This is a genomic window from Candidatus Puniceispirillum marinum IMCC1322 (assembly GCF_000024465.1).
GTDB classification, from domain to species: Bacteria; Pseudomonadota; Alphaproteobacteria; order Puniceispirillales; family Puniceispirillaceae; genus Puniceispirillum; species Puniceispirillum marinum.
The window spans coordinates 625,125-645,423 of record NC_014010.1; the positions used below are offsets into that span (position 1 = coordinate 625,125).

16 protein-coding genes and 1 tRNA gene are annotated in these 20,299 nt (G+C 45.6%); 6 read left to right on the top strand and 11 right to left on the bottom strand.

Annotated features, from left to right (window positions below):
• The first annotated feature begins 45 nt into the window (after positions 1-45).
• The 3 genes from SAR116_RS03040 to SAR116_RS03050 all read left to right on the top strand — a co-directional run bounded on the left by SAR116_RS03040 (position 46) and on the right by SAR116_RS03050 (position 2,294).
• Positions 46-759 (top strand): ABC transporter permease, encoded by a 714-nt coding sequence (locus tag SAR116_RS03040; protein WP_013045462.1) that lies wholly within the window; start codon positions 46-48, stop codon positions 757-759.
• On the top strand, positions 752-1,429 hold the full coding sequence (locus SAR116_RS03045) for an ATP-binding cassette domain-containing protein (protein ID WP_013045463.1): 678 nt from the start codon (positions 752-754) through the stop codon (positions 1,427-1,429). Before SAR116_RS03040 ends, SAR116_RS03045 begins: the two co-directional genes overlap by 8 nt.
• A gap of 76 nt (positions 1,430-1,505) precedes the next feature.
• On the top strand, positions 1,506-2,294 hold the full coding sequence (locus SAR116_RS03050; RefSeq protein ID WP_013045464.1) for an ABC transporter substrate-binding protein: 789 nt from the start codon (positions 1,506-1,508) through the stop codon (positions 2,292-2,294).
• A gap of 28 nt (positions 2,295-2,322) precedes the next feature.
• On the opposite strand, the gene SAR116_RS03055 is transcribed toward SAR116_RS03050, so the two are convergent.
• Positions 2,323-3,540, bottom strand: coding sequence for an MFS transporter (locus SAR116_RS03055; protein WP_013045465.1), 1,218 nt, complete (start codon positions 3,538-3,540; stop codon positions 2,323-2,325).
• A gap of 266 nt (positions 3,541-3,806) precedes the next feature.
• Here SAR116_RS03055 and SAR116_RS03060 point away from each other — a divergent pair, with 266 nt between their 5' ends.
• Positions 3,807-4,568, top strand: coding sequence for a sulfite exporter TauE/SafE family protein (locus SAR116_RS03060; protein ID WP_013045466.1), 762 nt, complete (start codon positions 3,807-3,809; stop codon positions 4,566-4,568).
• Here the strand turns inward: SAR116_RS03060 and SAR116_RS03065 are convergent.
• Both SAR116_RS03065 and yaaA read right to left on the bottom strand, forming a co-directional pair.
• Positions 4,563-5,618, bottom strand: coding sequence for a fatty acid desaturase (locus tag SAR116_RS03065; protein WP_238531170.1), 1,056 nt, complete (start codon positions 5,616-5,618; stop codon positions 4,563-4,565). The genes SAR116_RS03060 and SAR116_RS03065 overlap by 6 nt on opposite strands.
• A 118-nt stretch (positions 5,619-5,736) precedes the next feature.
• Positions 5,737-6,498, bottom strand: a complete 762-nt coding sequence (yaaA, locus tag SAR116_RS03070; RefSeq protein ID WP_013045468.1) for a peroxide stress protein YaaA — start codon at positions 6,496-6,498, stop codon at positions 5,737-5,739.
• A gap of 204 nt (positions 6,499-6,702) precedes the next feature.
• Between yaaA and SAR116_RS03075 the strand changes: the two genes are divergently transcribed.
• Positions 6,703-7,980: a Zn-dependent hydrolase gene (locus tag SAR116_RS03075; protein ID WP_013045469.1), complete on the top strand. Its 1,278-nt coding sequence runs from the start codon at positions 6,703-6,705 to the stop codon at positions 7,978-7,980.
• A gap of 120 nt (positions 7,981-8,100) precedes the next feature.
• Complete coding sequence (locus tag SAR116_RS03080) at positions 8,101-10,224, top strand: N,N-dimethylformamidase beta subunit family domain-containing protein (protein ID WP_013045470.1); 2,124 nt, start codon at positions 8,101-8,103, stop codon at positions 10,222-10,224.
• A 19-nt stretch (positions 10,225-10,243) separates the two neighbouring features.
• Here SAR116_RS03080 and SAR116_RS03085 read toward each other — a convergent pair whose 3' ends face one another.
• From SAR116_RS03085 to SAR116_RS03125, 8 genes are all read right to left on the bottom strand, one after another.
• The gene (locus SAR116_RS03085; RefSeq protein WP_013045471.1) at positions 10,244-11,626 is read right to left on the bottom strand and encodes an amidase; all 1,383 of its coding nucleotides are present in this window, start codon (positions 11,624-11,626) and stop codon (positions 10,244-10,246) included.
• Positions 11,627-11,676: 50 nt separating this feature from the next.
• Positions 11,677-13,356, bottom strand: a complete 1,680-nt coding sequence (locus SAR116_RS03090) for an ABC transporter ATP-binding protein (RefSeq protein WP_013045472.1) — start codon at positions 13,354-13,356, stop codon at positions 11,677-11,679.
• Positions 13,353-14,186 (bottom strand): ABC transporter permease, encoded by an 834-nt coding sequence (locus SAR116_RS03095; protein WP_013045473.1) that lies wholly within the window; start codon positions 14,184-14,186, stop codon positions 13,353-13,355. Before SAR116_RS03095 ends, SAR116_RS03090 begins: the two co-directional genes overlap by 4 nt.
• 1 nt (position 14,187) lies before the next feature.
• Positions 14,188-15,174, bottom strand: a complete 987-nt coding sequence (locus SAR116_RS03100; RefSeq protein WP_013045474.1) for an ABC transporter permease — start codon at positions 15,172-15,174, stop codon at positions 14,188-14,190.
• An 89-nt stretch (positions 15,175-15,263) separates the two neighbouring features.
• A complete protein-coding gene (locus SAR116_RS03105; protein WP_013045475.1) occupies positions 15,264-16,850 on the bottom strand; it encodes an ABC transporter substrate-binding protein in 1,587 nt (528 codons plus the stop codon).
• A gap of 237 nt (positions 16,851-17,087) precedes the next feature.
• Positions 17,088-18,092, bottom strand: a complete 1,005-nt coding sequence (locus SAR116_RS03110; RefSeq protein WP_041860733.1) for an aldo/keto reductase — start codon at positions 18,090-18,092, stop codon at positions 17,088-17,090.
• 754 nt (positions 18,093-18,846) lie between these two features.
• A complete protein-coding gene (locus tag SAR116_RS03120; RefSeq protein WP_013045478.1) occupies positions 18,847-19,605 on the bottom strand; it encodes a Crp/Fnr family transcriptional regulator in 759 nt (252 codons plus the stop codon).
• A gap of 354 nt (positions 19,606-19,959) precedes the next feature.
• Positions 19,960-20,051: transfer RNA gene (locus SAR116_RS03125), tRNA-Ser, on the bottom strand.
• Positions 20,052-20,299: the final 248 nt, after the last annotated feature.

Here is a 20,299-nt window from a genome sequence, read left to right on the forward strand (position 1 = left end):
TTTATGGTGCCCTGTACGGTACCGACTTGAGCCGCAAAACAGGAGATGTTTTTGGACTTTTGGACGCCTTTCAAACTGGCATTTGATTTGCTGCTTTCGTCAGACACTGAATTGATGGGTATTATTGACCTGTCTTTAAAGGTGAGTTTGACAGCGGTTTTCATTTCGCTTGTCATTGGCATGCCGCTTGGCGCCATTCTGGCCAGCAAGAAGTTTTTTGGCGCTCCCGTGCTGATTGTCATTTCAAATACCTTTTTGAGCATGCCGCCGGTGGTTGTCGGCTTGTTGATCTATATACTGATTTCGCGATCTGGCCCGCTTGGCTGGCTGGAAATTCTCTATACGCCTTATGCCATGATACTTGCGCAAAGCATTCTTGTCGTGCCTATGTCGATTGCCCTATCGCGGCAGATATTTGAAACGTTGAACAATGAATATAAGCCGCTTTTCACATCTCTTGGTGTCAATGCCTTTAGACGCATCATGGTGCTGGTTGTTGACGCACGTATCGCGCTTATTACCATTGGACTGGCCTGCTTTGGGCGTGCTATTTCCGAAGTAGGCGCGGTTATTATCGTTGGCGGGAATATTCGTCATTCAACGAGGGTCATGACCACAGCGATTGCGTTAGAAACGTCCAAAGGTGAACTAGCTATCGCCATGGCCCTGGGACTGGTTCTTCTTTCGATTGCATTACTGGTCAATATCGCCAGCCAGTTCTTGCGGCATTACTTCAAAAAGGCGGCACTTGATGTCTGATACCATCATCATAAAAGCCGAGGCGCTGTCAATCATTAAAGATGGGTCTGCGATCCTGAATGCGGTCACAACACATATTTTGCAAGGCAAAATTACCATGCTCTTAGGGCATAATGGCGCGGGCAAAAGTCTATTGCTCCAAGCTTTGCATGGTATCATCGTACCCGATAGCGGTGTCATCACGGCACCACCAGCACATACTCAGAAAATGGTCTTTCAAAAGCCCATATTGTTGCGGCGTAGCGCGTCTCGACATTTTGACTTTCTATGCCCCGACATTAGCCAAACTGAAAAAATGGCATGGTTTGAACGCGCTGGATTGATAGGTCAGATGGATACCCCTGCCCGCCAGCTATCTGGAGGCGAACAGCAAAAACTGGCATTTATCGGCGCGCTGGCAAGCAAACCAGACCTGTTGTTTCTGGATGAACCTTCGGCCAATCTTGATTTTGAAGCCAGCGCAAAAATCGAATCTTTAATCAGCGACGCGCATAAAAACGGTGTAACGATCATCATGACAACGCATAATATAGCCCAGGCACATAGACTGGCTGATCATGTGCTGTTCATTGAGCATGGCAAACTGATCGAAGATAGAAACGCAAAAGACTTCTTTGCAAACCCATTGCATGATGCAGCACAAGCCTATATTGCCCATCATCATGCCTGATTATCTGTTGCTTTTTGAAAGTCAATCCATGCACATATTTCGTCAATTGAAGCGTTTTATCATCGTGATAATGGTCATGGCATCTACAACCATATCCAGTCACACCTTTGCCGAAACACCCTTTATTATTCTGCAATCGACGACATCAGCACAAAATTCCGGACTTTATGATCATCTGTTACCGCATTTCAAAAAACAAAGCGGTATTGATGTACGTGTTGTTGCTGTTGGCACCGGTCAGGCATTGCGTAACGCCCAAAATTGTGACGGAGACCTTTTACTGGTTCACTCCAAACCTGACGAAGAAAATTTTGTACAAGCTGGATATGGCGCAACGCGGCGCAATGTCATGTATAATGATTTTGTCGTTGTTGGCCCACATGATGATCCAGCTAGCATCAGACAGGCAGATACCGTCGCCGAAGCTTTGCGAATGATCTACGCACAGCAAAGCAAATTTGCCACCCGCGGTGATAACAGTGGCACACATAAAGCTGAATTACGTTTATGGGAAAGTGCTGGGCTAAAACCTGATGCGCGTCATGACCAATGGTATCTGGATACAGGACTTGGCATGGGCGCGACACTCAATTTCGCTGTTCAGGCTGATAGCTATGCCATCAGCGATCGGGGCACATGGATCGCATTTGCCAATAAAGTGAACCACAGAATTCTGTTTGAAAGTGACCCGCCTTTGTTCAATCAATATGGCGTGGTGACAATCAATGCGGATCGATGCCCTTATGTAAAACAGGATCTGGCAGAAACATTTGCAAGCTGGCTTGTATCGCCAGCTGGTCAAAAGCATATCGGCGCCTATCGCCGAAATGGGGTGCAACTGTTTTTCCCGAATGCCAGCCGATAGCCAAACAATTGTGAACCGACGAGATCATCTAAGAGTGCCGTTCATAAGCGGACATAAATACCGCACCCGCAGCAATGAGACAAAATATCCCGGATAAAATCCACAATATATTATATGACCCCGTATTTGTGCGAATAATAGCGCCTGTAAATGCCATTGCACCCGCACCTATCTGATGAAAAGCATTGATCCACCCAAAAATGGCTGGACCATCTCTGCCAAAAATGCGGTTGCATAAAACAATTATTGGGGGAACAGTCGCTACATCGAGTACCCCAAAAAATACCCCAAAAATTATCAATCTAGGATCAAATCCAGATACAAGTATAAGGGGTAACCAAAGCAAGGTTCCTGCACGTCCAACAAAAATAAAAGCAAGAATGAGTCGTGAACTCATCCTATCCGAAAGCCACCCTGCCCCAATAGTTCCAACAATGTTAAAGACGCCAATCAGAAATAAAATTGAGGACGCCACAGTTACATCAATTCCACAATCAACAGCGGCAGGTGTAAAATGGCTCCACATAATTCCATTTGTTGTTGCACCGCAAATCAGGAACAACAATACCAACACCCAAAATGCAGGGCTTCGCATTGATAATAATAGAGTTTCTATAACCCTATAGAGACCATCCTCAAAGGGTCTGGTAACAGCGGCCGTTTCAGGTGATGGCTTGTCATGCACAAAGACGATAACAGCCAATATCGCCAAAAAACTCAATGTGGCACATCCAAAGAGTGGCGCACGCCATCCAAATATATCTGATAGTGTCGACCACAGTGGTAAAAGAGCGAACTGCCCAACCACCGCTGAGGCTGTCAGAACACCCGTTACAATACCTATTTTCTCTTTAAACCATCGACGCGCAACATATGCACCATATGCCATTGTCAGCAAACCGGTGCCAAAGCCAACGAGCAAACCCCAAGCAACATTGAAAAGACCAATATTAGGAATCAAACAGACAGCACTACCAACAATGAGCAAGCATAATGCCGTGATTGACACATGCCTAACACCATATCGTTCCATGAAAAAAATGCCAAATGGTGCTACAAGGCCATACATAATCATATTCACCGCAACACCAGTACTTATGCTGGTTGCATTCCAAGCATAGGCCAAGGACAATTTCGTTAATAACAGACCAGCAAGTGTTGTATATGATCCAGCGGCAATGACCGCCAGAGTCGTTGCAAACAATATTGCCCAATCATCTAGTTTAACGCGTACTGTTTTTATCAATGGGGTGAAACTGTTTTCAATTGATTAAATAACCTAGCATATTGCTAAATCATTTGTCCTTGCTAAGCCAATCACAATAAGGTGAACACCAATCAAGGGTCTGTAATCTAGCTAGAGGCAATATAAAATTTAAATTTGTCCAGATCACATCAGTATATTTTACATGAAATCCATAGCACCCGCCGTAAAACAGGCTTATTGAATAGATATGATAAAATTTAAATATCATGCGTGCCCCAGCTGAACCAAACGTTTGATTGAAACATATGACTCTATCTGATCCTGTTATTCTGACTGCCAGCCTGATTGCGGTTGCGTTTGTAGGCCTGTCCAAAGGCGGCCTTGGCGGAGCCTTTGGGCTTTTAGGGGTGCCTATAATGGCGTTATTCATCCCCCCTCTTCAAGCTGCGGCCTTGCTTTTGCCAATCTATCTGCTGATGGATGCGGTAAGTTTATGGTCTTGGCGCGGTCAATGGGACAAACGCATATTATGGCAGATGGTACCTGCCGGACTTGTAGGCATTACAATTGGCTGGCTTACAGCATCGATTGTTTCAGACGCGGCCGTGCGGCTTCTGGTTGGGCTTGTGGCTCTGGGCTTTGTTGTTTTGACGTTCATAAGAGCAAGATATAAAACAGCAGATAAAGCTAGAGCCGATAACCCGCTTTCAGCGCGTTTCTGGGGTTTGCTATCGGGTTTTACCAGCTTTGTTGCCCATGCTGGTGGCCCAACATTCCAGATCCATGTTATGCCCATGCGCTTAACGCCTAGTCTTTATACAGGCACCAGCGTGGTCTTTTTTGCCTTTATGAATGCCAGCAAAATTATTCCCTATTACGCATTAGGACAATTTGGTTTCTATAATGCCTCAGCACTGCTACCAATGTTGCCGGTGGCGGTCATTGCCACCCTAACCGGTGCCTTCATAGTCAAACGGATGGAAGCTAAAATATTCTACCCCTTCATGTACAGCATGGTCAGCATCGTATCGATTAAACTGATTTATGACGGTATGAGCGCATTATGATGTTGCACGTTGGTCAATATCACCAACTGATGCCTCAAGATTAGCTTCCTGTTTGATCGGATTTACCGCTGGGCTTGGGACAAATGTATCGAAAGCATAATCAGGGTCAGTCTTTTGTCGGTGCCAGGTTTCACGCATTTCCCGCCAGGCGCCCCACAATGTCCGCGGCTTTGGCATATCTGCGGCAGTCGCGCGATGTAATTTTTCAAGATTATAGCATGGCACCCCAGCGAACATATGGTGCTCAAGATGCCAGTTCATATGCCAATATAAAAATTCAGACAGCGGATCCAATGTTATTGTCCGGACGCATTTACGAAAATCGGTTTCATCATGCTTCAGACCACAATGCATTGTTACGCCAACAAAATATCGGTGTGCATTCGCGATAAATACCGAACCAGAAATCAAAACCGCAAGAATAGGATGACCAATAGCAACCGCACCTCCGATCACACAAGTATGAAAGAGAAGAACAATTCGTGCCCAGTTTTTGGCTTTGGCACGATGCTCGTCACATCCTTCATATAATTCGCCCCCCCAAAAATTATAGGGATTATCAAAACGATTTGAGGCAATTTGGATAAAATTGACTAGCGTTGGCAAGATCGCTTTAGACTGATAACCACCAGTAATATTGACAGTGAAAAGTTGCACTAAATACCAGATACGTAAGGATGGTGCAGCAGGCATTACTTCTTCACGATCACCTTCAATATGCAAGGTATAGCGATGGTGATAATTATGGCTGAACTGATAAACACGAAAATTCTGCCAGCTCAGAAGCGCAAATACATACAAAAAGAAATCATTCAGCCATTTGGTTTTGAATACGGTCTTATGGCATAACTCGTGATGCGGTGCGGTGAAAAATGATGCTACAGTGCCTTGAAGAAACAAGGCAGCAAAAAAGGCAAGCCATATTTCCTGAACGAACATATAGAACGCAAAGGTACCTGTAGCCCCCCATAAAGCCAGATGCCCGATTGCATGATATAAGCCCTTGATATCATCTGGCTTCATCAAGTCGCGCAGCAGCACTTTGTCCACTGGGCATCTATACCAGCGAATATTCAAACTTTTACTGGTATTTATCATCGGTTCGAACGTATTGTCCGCTACTCTTTTGGAATTGAGACTCATCGCCTAACCCTCACAAACTATGCTGTTACGCAGGATAATCGCGCAAGAAAACCCATTTTTGCGCATCCGATTGATCTGGCTGATAGCTATAACCACCGCTATTAAAATCACGTAAATCATCCGACTGTGTCAACCGATTCTGAATGATGTAGCGCGCCATTGCCCCACGCGCCTTTTTTGCAAAAAAGCTGACGATTTTAGCTTTGCCCGCCTTATATTCCATAAATACAGGCGTAATGACTTGTGACGTAAGAGCAGACAGATCGACAGCACCAAAATACTCTTGTGATGCACAATTAACCAAAATCTGGGATTTGGTCGCGGAGGCTTGTTCATTCAAGGCTTCGGATATCTGGTGTCCCCAATAGTCATATAGCGAAGAACCACGAGAGGTTCTCAACCGGCTTCCCATTTCGAGTCGATAAGGCTCGATCGCATCCAAAGGGCGCAAAATGCCATATAGGCCAGATAATATACGCAAATGATTCTGTGCCCACGCCATCTCGTCAGCATCAAGCGATGCTGCCTCTAGCCCCTGATACGTATCACCGGCAAAAGCCAAAGCGGCAGGTTTCCTGTCTTGGCTTCCAAAAGCAGCAAAGCGATCAGCGTTCAATTGCGCTAGGTTCATGCTTAGTCCCATCAGGCTTTGCAGATCTTGCAAGCTTAGCTCACGAGCGATAGCGGCTAGCTCATCTGCATGACGGGCAAAAACTGGTTCGCTGGGCAACACGCCATCCGCAGGTTGCATATCTAATTTTTTAGCCGGCGAAACCACAACAAGCATTGCACTATCCTCTCAATATTATGCTAAATTAACGTGCTATTAACTAAACGTCCAGAATTGCATCAGCAATATTTAATAAAACGGATTTGTAGATTAGCATCAATATCTATTAACAATAAACATTCAGTTGGGTTTGCCCATGATCGGGTTTATCATTATCAGATTGAGTGACTTCAACGCATACTTCAAAAGTCGAGGATAGCTATGACCGAAACCAATATATCAGCACTGGACATGCGCGGAAAAAACCTTCGGATCAATAGTGACCGTCTTTGGGATTCGTTGATGGACATGGCCAAGATTGGCCCAGGTGTTGCCGGTGGTAATAATCGCCAGACACTGACCGATGAAGATGCTGAGGGTCGCCGTGTGTTTCAGCAATGGTGCGAAGCTGAAGGCATGACCATGGGGCTGGATAAATTGGGAAATATGTTCGCCCATCGTGACGGTACTGACCCAACATTACCGCCTGTAATGATTGGTAGCCATCTCGACACCCAACCCACCGGCGGTAAATATGACGGTGTTCTTGGTGTCCTCGCCGGATTGGAAATTATCCGCACCCTGAATGATACAGGCATTAAAACCAAACATCCAATTGAGGTTGTAAACTGGACAAATGAAGAAGGCGCCCGCTTTTCACCACCCATGATGTCATCCAGCGTGTTCGCCGGTATGTATTCGACAGAATGGGTCTATGACCGCGAAGATGCAGACGGCAAAACCGTAGGCGACGAGCTTGCCCGAATTGGCTGGTTGGGTGACGAGGATGTCGGTGCCCGTAAAATGGCGGCTTTCTTTGAACTTCACATCGAACAAGGCCCCATCCTTGAAGATGAAAATATCGATGTTGGTGTCGTCACCCATGGCCAGGGTTTGAAATGGCTTCAGGTGACATTAACAGGCAAATCATCGCATACCGGTTCAACGCCAATGAAAAACAGGGTCAATGCCGGTCTGGGTATGGCACGGATAACACAGTTGGTTGATGAAATTGCCTGGTCGCATGCGCCGCTTGCCGTTGGCGCAGTAGGGCATTGCGATGTGTATCCTAACTCTCGTAACATCATTCCGGGCAAGGTCGTGTTCACAATTGATTTTCGCCATCCAACGCAGGAAGTCATTGATGATATGGAACAGCGCTTTCGCAAAGGTGCCCAAGTCATTATCGATGAAATTGGCCTGACGATGGAGATTGAACAGGTCGGACAATTTGATCCTGTTACATTTGACGAGGGCTGTGTGTCTGCCGTGCGCCGCGCCGCTGAACGGCTTGGTTATGCACATCGCGATATCGTTTCCGGCGCTGGTCATGACGCCTGTCTTATCAATCGTGTGGCACCAACCGCTATGGTTATGTGTCCATGTGTTGATGGCTTGTCGCATAATGAAGCAGAGGAAATAAGTAAAGAGTGGGCGGCGGCCGGAACTGATGTTCTGTTTCATGCTGTTCTGGAAACAGCAGGTATCGTCGATGATTAGATATAAAACCTGCTAAACCATTCATATAGCTTCATATCAAAGGCATAGTTAATATGCAAAATTCATAAGCTATATCTGTTATAGATTTTACGTTGCGACGACTTAAGTGAGGATGCAGGCATGATTGTTGATCTGATTGGCTATACTGACAAATTGTCAGGACGACCTGGCGATACCATAAATTTCAAGGTATCCAGCCAGTTAGATGCCCCCGTCAAAGCCCAGCTTTTGCGTTCAATATGTGCAGATGCAAATCCAGCTGGTATGGGCATTGTCGAAACAAACTGTGATGATCTCTTTACGCCGCAACAATTCACTGCCAAAAATCAGCCCTTTCAGTCTGGATCCTTTGCCAAAACCGCGATCCCATTACAGCACCATGCCAAGGACAATATTCAGATATCGGTTTCAGTATTTCCAACCTTATTGACAGCAGATAGTCAGACCATTCTATCGATTGGCGAAACCCGACTTGATCTCGACGCCAGTGGCCTTGTGAGCTTCACAACGCAACAGGACCAAATCACCTGCAAAACAGCTTTAACCTTGCATAAATGGCATATGATAACCGCACATATTAAGGTGAATGGTGAACTTAGGCTTAGCGTCAGGCGGCTTGATAATGACAATAGCGAAACCGTAACGCAGCAATCTAACACGGCTTCGGATATAATAAATCTTGATGGTCTTGTTTGTCTTGCCGCCATGATAGGCGCACAAGGACCAAGTCAGTTTTTCAATGGTAAAATCGAAGCGCCATCAATTAGTGCCGATAACACAGCTATAGCCAGCTGGAATTTGGCCACAAACATGAACAGTCTGAAAGTGCCTAGTGCCTTGGCGCACTCTGACAGCGACCATTCGTTAACTCTGGTGAACGCGCCAACACGTGCGGTATGTGGCAGCAAGTGGGACGCCAGTGAACTTAACTGGCGGCACAAGCCCGAACATTATGCGGCTATCCATTTCCATGATGATGATATTTATGACTTTGACTGGGAGACGAGCTTTTCATTTTCGATCCCCGATAATATGCCATCTGGCATTTATGTGATGCGCATTACCTGCGGCGACCATGAAGATGCCATGCCGTTTTTCGTTTGTCCGCCCAAGGGTATTCGCCGAGCTAAATTATGTGTTCTTGTTTCAACATTTACCTATGCCATATATGGAAATCACGCGCGGCCAGATTACGTTCCAGCATGGCAGGAACGTATTAAAGAGTGGGGTGCCTATCCGCATAATCCAGCAGCCTATCCACAATATGGTTTATCAACCTATAACAACCATAGTGATGGTGCGGGCATCTGCCATGCGTCGCATAAACGTCCACTTTTCAATTTGCGTCCGGGATATATAACTTTTGGCGCCGCGAATTGTTCCGGCCTGCGCCATTTTCAGGCTGATAGCCATTTGATTGCGTGGCTTCATAACCAGAATATTGACTATGATATTATCACTGATGATGAAATTGACCGTGATGGCCTTGCAGCTATAGCGGGTTATGACGCGGTGACAACAGGCACACATCCAGAATATCACACAAGTAATACGCTTGATGCGCTGACAGCCTACCGCGATGCGGGTGGTGCGCTGATCTATCTTGGTGGTAACGGCTTTTACTGGCGCATAGTCCGTCATACTGAAGACCCTGATCTTCTGGAAATTCGGCGTGCGGAAGATGGACTTCGCGCTTGGGCATCTGAACCTGGTGAATATTATAATGGGTTTGATGGATCATATGGCGGATTATGGCGCCGAAATGGACGCCCCCCGCAAAAGCTTGTTGGTATCGGCTTTACCGCACAAGGTGTTTTTGAGGGTATGCCCTATAAACGTGTTTGTGATGACAGCACCTTTGACTGGGTTTTTGATGGCATTGATGATGGCCCAATTGGTGATTTCGGCTTTAGCGGCAACGGCGCAGCTGGGTTTGAACTTGATCGCATCGACACAAAGTTGGATGAAGGTCAAGAAATAACCATACTGGCGCAATCCTATGATACACGCGATACGTTCATGTTGGTGCCCGAAGAACAATTGACACATTTGACCAATCTGTCTGGTGGCAGCGAAAGCGAAGCCAAGCGCGCAGATATGGTCTATTTCAAAACGCCATCTGGTGGACAGGTGTTTTCCGTCGGATCAATAACCTTTTGCGGAAGCCTACCCTGGAACAATTTCGATAACAATGTATCAAGATTGCTACGCAATGTCATAGATCGCTTTACCGGCGTCCGATAGCATTAAAAATGCAAACGGCTTAAAGCGGAGCACGGCCGATTGACGCGGTCACTGACTCAACAGCGGCACCAATGCGGATCGCCATGGCTTCATCATGCGCTCTTGCAATAATTTGCAGGCTAAGCGGCATACCATCACTAGCTAGCCCTGTCGGCACACTCAATCCACACATCGCCAGATAATTAAACGGGCGCGTGAAATGGCCTGGTGAAATGGCCTGATCTACATCGGTAATGATGGGGGCAGTGCTTGTCATTGATGGCGTCAGTATGGCATCAAAGCCGCTAATAGCTTCGTTAAATTCAACACAGCGTTGACGGCGGGTTTCCAGCATCCGCACATATTCATGCGCCAGATACGTCTTGCCTGTCAGCATACGTTTACGAACATCTTCATCCATTGGCGCGGTTTTATCTTCATAAAGATGCCCATGATTGTTATAGGCTTCAACCGCAGTTATGGCGCCATTATCATCAGCTAGGCTGGCATAGCCAAATGGTGATGAAAACACCTCTATATCCGCCCCAAGGCGTTGCAGTGAATCTATCGCCTGATCGTAACCAGCCAGAATGTCAGCCGTACAATTCGCGCGTTCCGACTGTGCCATCTGCCCTAACTTTAAGCCGCGGACACCTTTAGCCAGCATTTGATAAAGCCCATTATGGGTGCGCATGTCATCGTCAATAGCGCCCCCTTCCCGACCCATCATGATTTCATATAGCATCACAGTATCGGTAACTGTCTGGGTCATTGGACCAGGTGAGTCAAGTGTTTGCGCCAACGGGGCGATGCCATCACATGGCAATTGACCCTCGGTTACTTTCAGACCTGTGATACCGCAATAGGCCGCTGGTAGCCTTACCGAACCACCTGTATCCGATCCAATACCGCATACAGCCAGCCCAGCTGCTGTTGCAACGCCTGAGCCTGAAGACGAACCACCAGGAATACGATGATTTTTCAAATCCCAAGGATTCCATGGCGTTCCCATTTTCTGGTTTGTACCCCAACCACCAAAAGCTGACTCAACCGTTTTACTTTTACCAAGGACAATGCCACCAGCGGCAATCAAGCGCCGAACCACAGTGCCTGATTTCGGTGACACACGATCTTTAAGCGCCATGGACCCATTCGTGCATATATGGCCTTCAAGGTCATATATATCTTTTAGCGCAAAGGGAATGCCATGAAATGGCCCGATCCGATAGCCTGACATAAACGCCTTGTCTGCTGCCGCGGCCGCTTGCATGGCCTGATCAAAAAACACGGTTTGATAGGCATCAATATGTGCATTGTGTTTTTCAATCGCCTGCAAATGGGCATCAACCACTTTCGATGGTTTCAACTGTTGCTTTGCATAGGCCGCTGACAGGCTTTCAATAGTGCCAAACAAATTAGTCATGCAGGTCTCCTGCTAGAAATGAGAGATCAGGAACGTTTGGTGGCCACCTTCTAATTAGCAGTGGTTTTTTTAGCTGTAGCCTTCTTCTTTGATGCAGCTTTCTTTGGCTTCGGGCTGCTTTTCCAATCTTTACCGGGTACAGCCGCCAGAAGATCGCGCGTATATTCATGTTGCGGATTAGCAAAAACATCTGCTGTTGCGCCTGTTTCAACAACCTCGCCATAGCGCATAACCGCCAGCCTGTCGCATACCTGTGCTGCGACCCTCAAATCATGGGTAATGAAAATCATAGACAGATTCATCTGGTCTCTGATCTCTTCCAATAGATCAAGAATCTGTGCCTGAATAGACACGTCGAGAGCCGACACCGGTTCATCAGCGATTAATATTTCCGGCTTTAAGGCTAAAGAACGGGCAATACCAATCCGTTGACGCTGACCACCCGAAAATTCATGTGGGTAACGATCAAATGCACGTTCATCAAGCCCAACAATTGAAATAAGTTCACGCGCTCTTTTATCGGCTTCTATTTTACTTATGCCTTGCGTTACCGGCCCCTGAGCAATGATATCTCCAACCTTGATACGTGGATTTAACGATGCAAAGGGATCCTGAAACACCATCTGAATTTTGTTACGCCATAACCGCATCTCTGCACGGTTGAGTGCATTTATCTGCGTGCCTTCGATGCTGATTTCACCTGAGTCAGTATCCATCAGACGGATGATACAGCGTGCCAATGTTGACTTGCCTGACCCACTTTCACCCACAATACCCAGCGTTTCACCCTTATGAAGATCAAGAGTCACATTCTTGACAGCCTTTACTTCACGTGTTGCTGCACCAAACCCAAAAAGCCCGCGACCACCACCGAATGTCTTGCACACATCCTTTGCCGTCAGCACCTGGGATTCTGAACGTTTTCGTGCCTTTCGAGGAGAAAGGCTAGGAACCGCGCCAATAAGGGCCTGTGTATAGGGATGAGTCGGGTTATTCAGCACCTGTTGCACTGTCCCACTTTCAACGACAAGACCATGTTGCATAACAGCAACACGATCTGCAATATCAGCCACCACACCAAAATCATGCGTAATGAAAAGCACGCCTGTATCGTTGGCTTTCTGCATATCACGGATCAGTTTTAGAATTTGTGCCTGCGTCGTGACATCAAGGGCTGTTGTGGGCTCGTCAGCAATCAGAATTTTAGGCTTAAGCGCAAGCGCCATCGCAATCATCGCACGTTGGCGTTGTCCACCAGACAATTCATGTGGATAGGCATTCATGATATGTTCAGGATCAGGAAGATTCACATCTTCCAAAAGCGCAATCGCCTTTTTTGAACGTTCAGCACTAGGCATATCGACATGATAACGGAAAATTTCATCAATCTGAGCCCCAATAGACATCACCGGATTAAGGGCGGTCATGGGTTCCTGAAATATCATCGATATTTCACTACCTCGAATTTCCCGTAACCGGTCATAGCTGGCCTTGGTAACATCTTCACCATTAAAGTTGATCTGACCGTTTGAAACCTGCACATGCGGTGCTGGTAGCAATCCCATGACAGCTCGCGCCGTGAGCGACTTTCCCGACCCACTTTCACCAACCACGCATAGGGTTTCACCCTGAGCCAGCTCAAGATTGACTTTTTGCACAGCATATGTGCGATCAGCACCAGCGGGTAACTGGATGAAAAGATCATTGATATCCAGAAGTTTGTTTTTCAATTTCTTTCTCTCAACCGCGGGTTTAACGCATCATTCAAACCTTCACCAACAAGGTTGATCGCCAGCACTGTAATAAGAATGGCAATGCCGGGGAACGTACAGACCCACCATGCTGACCGAAGCATGGTGCGCCCCGCCCCAATCTGGAACCCCCAACTCATAATGTTTGGATCACCAAGCCCTAAAAAAGCAAGGCCACTTTCAATCAGGATAGCTGTTGCCACCATCAATGAACCAACCACAATAATAGGGCTTAGACAATTTGGCAGAATTTCACGCATCATGATCCGTAGATCATTCATACCCAGCGTATGACATGCTTGCACAAATTCCCGGTTTTTCAGAGCCAGAAATTCACCCCTTACAAGTCGTGCCACACTGGGCCATGACACAACAGCGATTGCAATCACAATACTGATAATTGATGGCTTCATAATCGCAACCAGCAGAATGGCGAAAATAAATGAAGGAATGGTTTGAAAAATTTCGGTGACGCGCATCAGCAAGTCATCCAAGCGACCACCATAATATCCAGAAAATGCGCCAAAAAGCACACCTATGAATACGGCAACCAATGTCGCCACCAAGCCAATCAGCAATGATGTTTTGGCACCATGAACAATCCCCGCTGCCACATCGCGCCCCAGCGAGTCACTGCCAAGCAGGAACCCGTTTGTGCCTGGGCCGGATAATGGTTTGCCAGCTAGACGAAACGGATCAAACCCATACAACAAGTCAGCAAAACCCGCCATCAAAACAACCAATATGATGACAAACAATCCAAAAACGGCAGATTTGTTGCGTTTATATCTTCCCCAGAATTCCAGCATATTAAGAAACCTCAATTCTAGGATCCAAGAAACAATAGATGATATCGACAACCAGATTAACAGCAATGACCAAAATTGATGACAACATGAAAATACCAAGCAACAGGTTTAGGTCGCGCGCAAATAGTGATTCAAAAGCCAGCATGCCTAACCCGGGCCAAGCAAACACTGACTCAACAATTACTGATCCACCAATTAGTGCACCCACCTGCACACCTGCCATTGTAACAACAGGAAGCAGAGCATTCCGTAGAACATGGACGAAGGTAATCCGACGTTCGGTTAATCCTTTGGCACGAGCGGTAATGACATAATCCTGACCATATTGTTCCAGCATCGAGGCACGCATCATGCGCGTATAAAGCGCTAGATAGAATAAGGACAAGGTAATCGTTGGCAAAACCAGATGCACTGCAATGTCTTTGACTTTATCCCAGCCTTCATAAAAGGCGGCGACATTCTCCATACCACTGGTTGGGAACCAGCCCAGTTTCAATGAAAACACAACAATCATCATCAGACCAACCCAGAATAAGGGGGTGGCATAAGTGATAAGCGCAAACACTGTGATCACAGCATCTTTCCAAGTGTTCAATCGCATTGCAGCAAGCAAACCAAGCAGAACGCCAAAACCAACGGCCAGAATGATTGTGCTTGTCATCAACAAACCTGTGGCAGCAAAGCGATCAAAAATCAGATCACTAACCGGCATATCATGACGGAACGAATAGCCTAAATCCAGCACAGCTACATTCTTCAGATAAACCATAAGCTGAACTGGAAGCGGTTGATCGAGGCCAAACTTCGCCCGAAGCTGCGCCATATATTCAGGCGTCGCCGAGCCAGCCTCACCTGCCAGCACATCAACGGCATCGCCTTCGGCCAAATTTAAAAGGAAAAAATTAATAACAACAATGGCTAGGATAATCGGGATGCCCTGAAGCAACCGTTTCCCGACATACTTAAAAATTTTGGAGGATCGTGTCATGTTACATCTGCACTCAAAAGGCAAAAAATTAGATTAAAATAATAAAGTAAATCGGGCCAGAAAAGTATTCTGGCCCGACCATAAAGACTTTAGTCGTCCAAATATGCTTCTCTGAACGAACCATATGCACCCATTGCCGAGCCATATGCACCTTTTAGTTTGGTGTTGTAAACAGTAAGGAATTCCAACTCAAACAGGTTAACGACAGGCATGTCGTTGGCCAGAATTGTCTGAATTTCCTTATATGTAGCTGTACGCTTGGCGGCATCTGGCTCTTTCGAACCTGAGTCAAGCAATGCGTCCAACGTTGGGTTGCTATACCGTGATGAGTTCACAAAATGTGTACCCTGACGGATCTGGTTAGTACCATAGTGGCGATGAACACCCAGAACCGGATCTGGCAACTGGTAGAAATAGTTAATGTTCATTGCAAAGTCATAACGGTGATAAACACGCTTCAACCATGTTGGCACGTCTTCGTAACGAAGTTCCAGCTGGATGCCAATGTCACCCATTGCCTGCTTCATATACTCACCAGCGCGTCTCCAGTCCTCACCATAAGGGATAAGATCCAGAACCGCGGTCATGCGAACGCCATTGCCATCTTTCTTGAAGCCGGCTTTGTCGAGAATAGCGTTAGCCGCTGCAACGTCGCCTCTTTCTGGATAGTTTGGCATTTCAGCATGCAGGTTTGTTGCCTTGAAGTTACTGCTGAGCGCACTTGTCGCTGGCTTACCATAACCAAAGAAGATCGTATCAATCATGAAACGACGATCGATTGCTGTAGAAATCGCACGACGAACGGCAGGATCAACAAAAGCACCTTCTTTGGTGTTGAATTCGATCAAAGCCATAGGATTGATCATTGAATAGCCATCAGTTGTGACATCAATGTCATCGCGCTCTTTCAAACGAACTGCATCGATATTAGGAATGGCGTTATAAGCCGCATACAAAACTTCGCCATTTTCCATTGCCGCTGTACGTGTTGACGCATCAGGGATAAAACGACCAACAATACGGTCAAGGTGAGGCAAACCTTCTTGCCAATAGTTTTCATTCTTATCTAGGCGGATATACTGGCCTTTTTTCCACTCGACAAACTTGAATGGACCTGTGCCAACAGGGTTATTTGCCAATGGAGCAGATTTAACATCCTGGCCTTCAAGAAGATGCATTGGCACCATCGGTGATTCATAGGCAGAGAATGATCTCATCATATATGGTGCAGGGTTATCAAGATTGAAGATAGCTGTATGCGCATCCGGTGTCTCGATACTGCTCACTTCTCTGAAAGAGTTAGGGCCACGAGGGTGTACCTTCTTCAACACTTCCATAATAGTGAATTTGACGTCAGCAGAGGTAAATGGTTTACCATCATGCCATGTAACGCCCTTGCGAAGATTGAATGTAACGGTCTTACCGTCTGCACTCATATCATAGCTTTCAGCAAGAATAGGAATCATCTTGCCGTCATTATCGTAATCAAACAGACCCTCATACACTTTTGGCATAACCAAACCGATAGGCCCTGATGTTGATACGTAAGACGCCAATGTTGGTGGCTCAGGCTGAACCAAAAACGCAAGTGTTCCACCGTCTTTTGCGGCATGCGCAGACACTGAACTCAACAACAGCGATGCAGCGAGTGCACAGCTTCTTAATAGTGTTTTCATGAATATTCTCCCTTTTTGACCAGCCAAAAATTACAATTAAAATTAAGGCATGGATACGATAATTTAGCGTTAAACAAACCGTACATTCTGTCAAATAATAAATATATGAACTGGTTAGAAAATAACCAATATTAAAGAAAAGTTCAGTTCAAACTGAAATTTAAGTCTTAATTATCATTTAAATTTTATGTCTGGTTATATAATTTAAGGCTTCGGATAAATTGCCACTTCAACATCTCAGCAATAGATTTCAGGCCCTACCCATTGTTGCGTTGAATAGCGATCTCCATGAGCCCATCCTATTGGTAATGTGTCTTCGATTATGCGCATGTCCGTATCCGACAACGAGACGTTTGCCCCTTCGCAAAGTTCAAGAAAATGCGCCACTGATCTTGTGCCAGGTATCGGAATAATATGCTCGCCCTTATGGATCAACCAGGCAATGGCCAACCCAGCAGCTGACAACCCCATATCAGCCGCCAAATTGCGGAAATTGATTCCAGCTTTGATATTTGCCGAATAATTAGGCTCGATAAAGCGTGGGTTTTGTCTTAACCACTCCATCCCGCTTATGGCGTCAAGAGTTAGTGGATTGTCCGTTAGCAATGACCGGCCAACTGGCGAAAAAGCGACCAAGGCTGTGCCAAGCTCCTTGGTTGTTTGCACCAGTCCCATTTCAGGACTACGTACCGAAAGCGAATATTCTGACTGTACAGCTGCTACATGATGGATTGCATCTGCGCGCCGCAAGGACGCGGGTGCAATTTCCGAAAAACCAAAAGATTTGATTTTGCCTGATTTCACAAGCTCGACCAGTGTCTCAGTAACGTCTTCAATCGAGGTCTGGGCATCGCGGCGATGGATATAATAGAGATCAATAGAGTCAAGTTGAAGCCGGGCTAACGTCTTATCTAGCTCAGCTATTAGATATGCAGGGCTGTTATCAAAGTAACGCTTACCTGTTTCTGGATCCTTGGCAATGCCTACCTTTGACGCAATCGAAAAAAGATCATTTCGGCGTGCGCCCTGTTTGGCTAAAAATGTACCTATGACCGTTTCTGATACGCCGCCGCCATAAACATTAGCGGTATCAATATGTGTGACTCCCTGATCAAGTGCTGTGGACATCAACCGATGTGATTCAGACTCGTTGGTTTCGCCGTAAAAATTCGAAAATGACATCGCACCGATACCAATAGCTGAGACCATAGTCCCATTTTTACCCAAACGCCGTTGCTTCATTCTTGCCTCACTAGGATAATTGAGTGACATATAAATCTTCATGTCGCATTCAAGATGTTATTTTTGACCGGACACTGACTTAGCGATTAGACGATGACCATCATAGCCACCCTAAACAATGGAGGCGTGAAAGCTAGCTTAATAGTCTCTATTCGTCATGGAAACTTATACGCTGCCTATTTTGAAAGGGCTTAGAAATACCAGCAATGACCGACACGCAGTGACGATCCGGCAAGCTTGAAAGTAGCCACACGGCCAATCTCTGAGCAAATTTGAATTTTTCTTTGGCTTGCGTTATATTAGATAATGCTTAAGGCAGTTCATATATCAAATCTTATAATTATTTGTCTATCAACATGGGCAATATACATTTCTGCGTCTGCATTTTGGGGGATTACCGTTTATTTCCCATTTATAGTTAGTGATGAGGCCAATATCCCATTTCACCGTATGCAAATTGTCAGAATTTCGGTACTTTTGACCTTTGCTTATTTTGGTATTATGCATCTTATCAAGGGTAGCGATCCCCTATATCCAATCCAATTTCTATCCGTTTACCTAAAGTTTCTCGTCATTGCCGGATTGCCAATTTGCTTTATTCACGGTGTTCCCTTTTTGGAATACAGCATTTGGTTATTTTTCTTTATTTGCTCTGTTATTCTCCACATTGCGTCAAAACCAAAATATCGAAAATATTTTTCCACAAAAAAGTAATTTCATAGATGTTGAAAATCTTTGCCCTGGCTTGTAAAAATTAGAAATGGCAGTGTGGACAGTTTTCTTTACCTGCCTGCGAACAGTTTTTTGCGATTTCAAGATCACAAAAATGGCATAGGGCAAAAGCATCACTCATCCTAATTTTGTTTCCATCAACAGTGATACCCATTTTCCGTATTTTTTTTAAGGCTCGCGAAAATGTTTCAGGCGTCATGCCAAGATGGCTGGCGATGGTCGCTTTCTTGAAGCTCAACTCAAACGACATGCTGTTTGCGCCTTGTTCAATATGCTTTTGAAGTAAATAATGGCCAATTCGCTGAAATGGCGTTTTTATGGAAATATTATCAACCTGATCTATGGCACTTTCGTAATGTGTGGCCAGCGTTTTAAGCATATTTATCGAAAATTGGCTGTCTTTGAGTACAAGATTTTTGACAAATGTTGCAGATATTTCCAATATACGTGACTTCGCTGTTACCTCTACCGCAAAGGGTGAATTACCACCCATAAAAACAGTAGCCGCCATGCAACTCTCGCCCTGATCAAGCATACGAAGCGTCACTTCGTCCCCCTCTTTACCAGAGCGAAAGGTACGCAAATGCCCTTCCAATAGGATGAAAATGCACCATACGTCATCACCCTGTTGAACAAGCATTTTTCCACCTTCATACTCCTTGACCACCGAATGAGAAAGAATGTCTTGCAGGGCTGATTTATCCAATCCCTGAAAAAGTTGTGGTTTACCTTTCGCAAATAATAATGGTGGAAACCAAGTTTCGGTTTCAAGATTTGTCATCACCTAAATCCATCAATTGAACCTGCATTGATCAGATAAAATTATCTGATCTTGATTTCAATCAATTGCATTTCGTCAACGCTATGGCCATTAACTAAAATTGGTCAAGACATTGTCGGCAATGTTTGGGCTTGGGTTTATACATTGCGGCTTGAATTAGGGTTGGCATTGATATGACATATTTTACCGTTAATTTTTACCATCAACATTTGTCCCAATGTTTACCCCAATTTGTTGCTGGAATGGGTGTAAAACCATCCGCTATAGTGACGTCTTACGGAAACCAAAAAACACAATAAAAACAATGTTTACAGGGTATTAAAGGGTGTTTTCGAGAGATAAAAAGGGATAAAATGGCGGAGGGGAAGGGATTCGAACCCCCGAAAGGAATTTCTTCCTTTAACGATTTAGCAAACCGCCGCCTTCAGCCACTCGGCCACCCCTCCGCAGGGTGATGCGCATTCTACAGAACAGGCACCAAACATTTACACGGCGTATGCAGGCTTATCTCTAGCCATGAAAGCAAAATCTGTCAAACCGAAATGCGCGTATCCGGCACGCAAATCGTCTCTTATTTACTGCCGATGATCTACTGTTGAGTTTCCGGCCGATGGTAATCTGTCAATGCATGGGCATGACGGCATAAACCCTGTTAGCGTAAACCCTGTTATATGGGCGTCATGCAAAACATGAG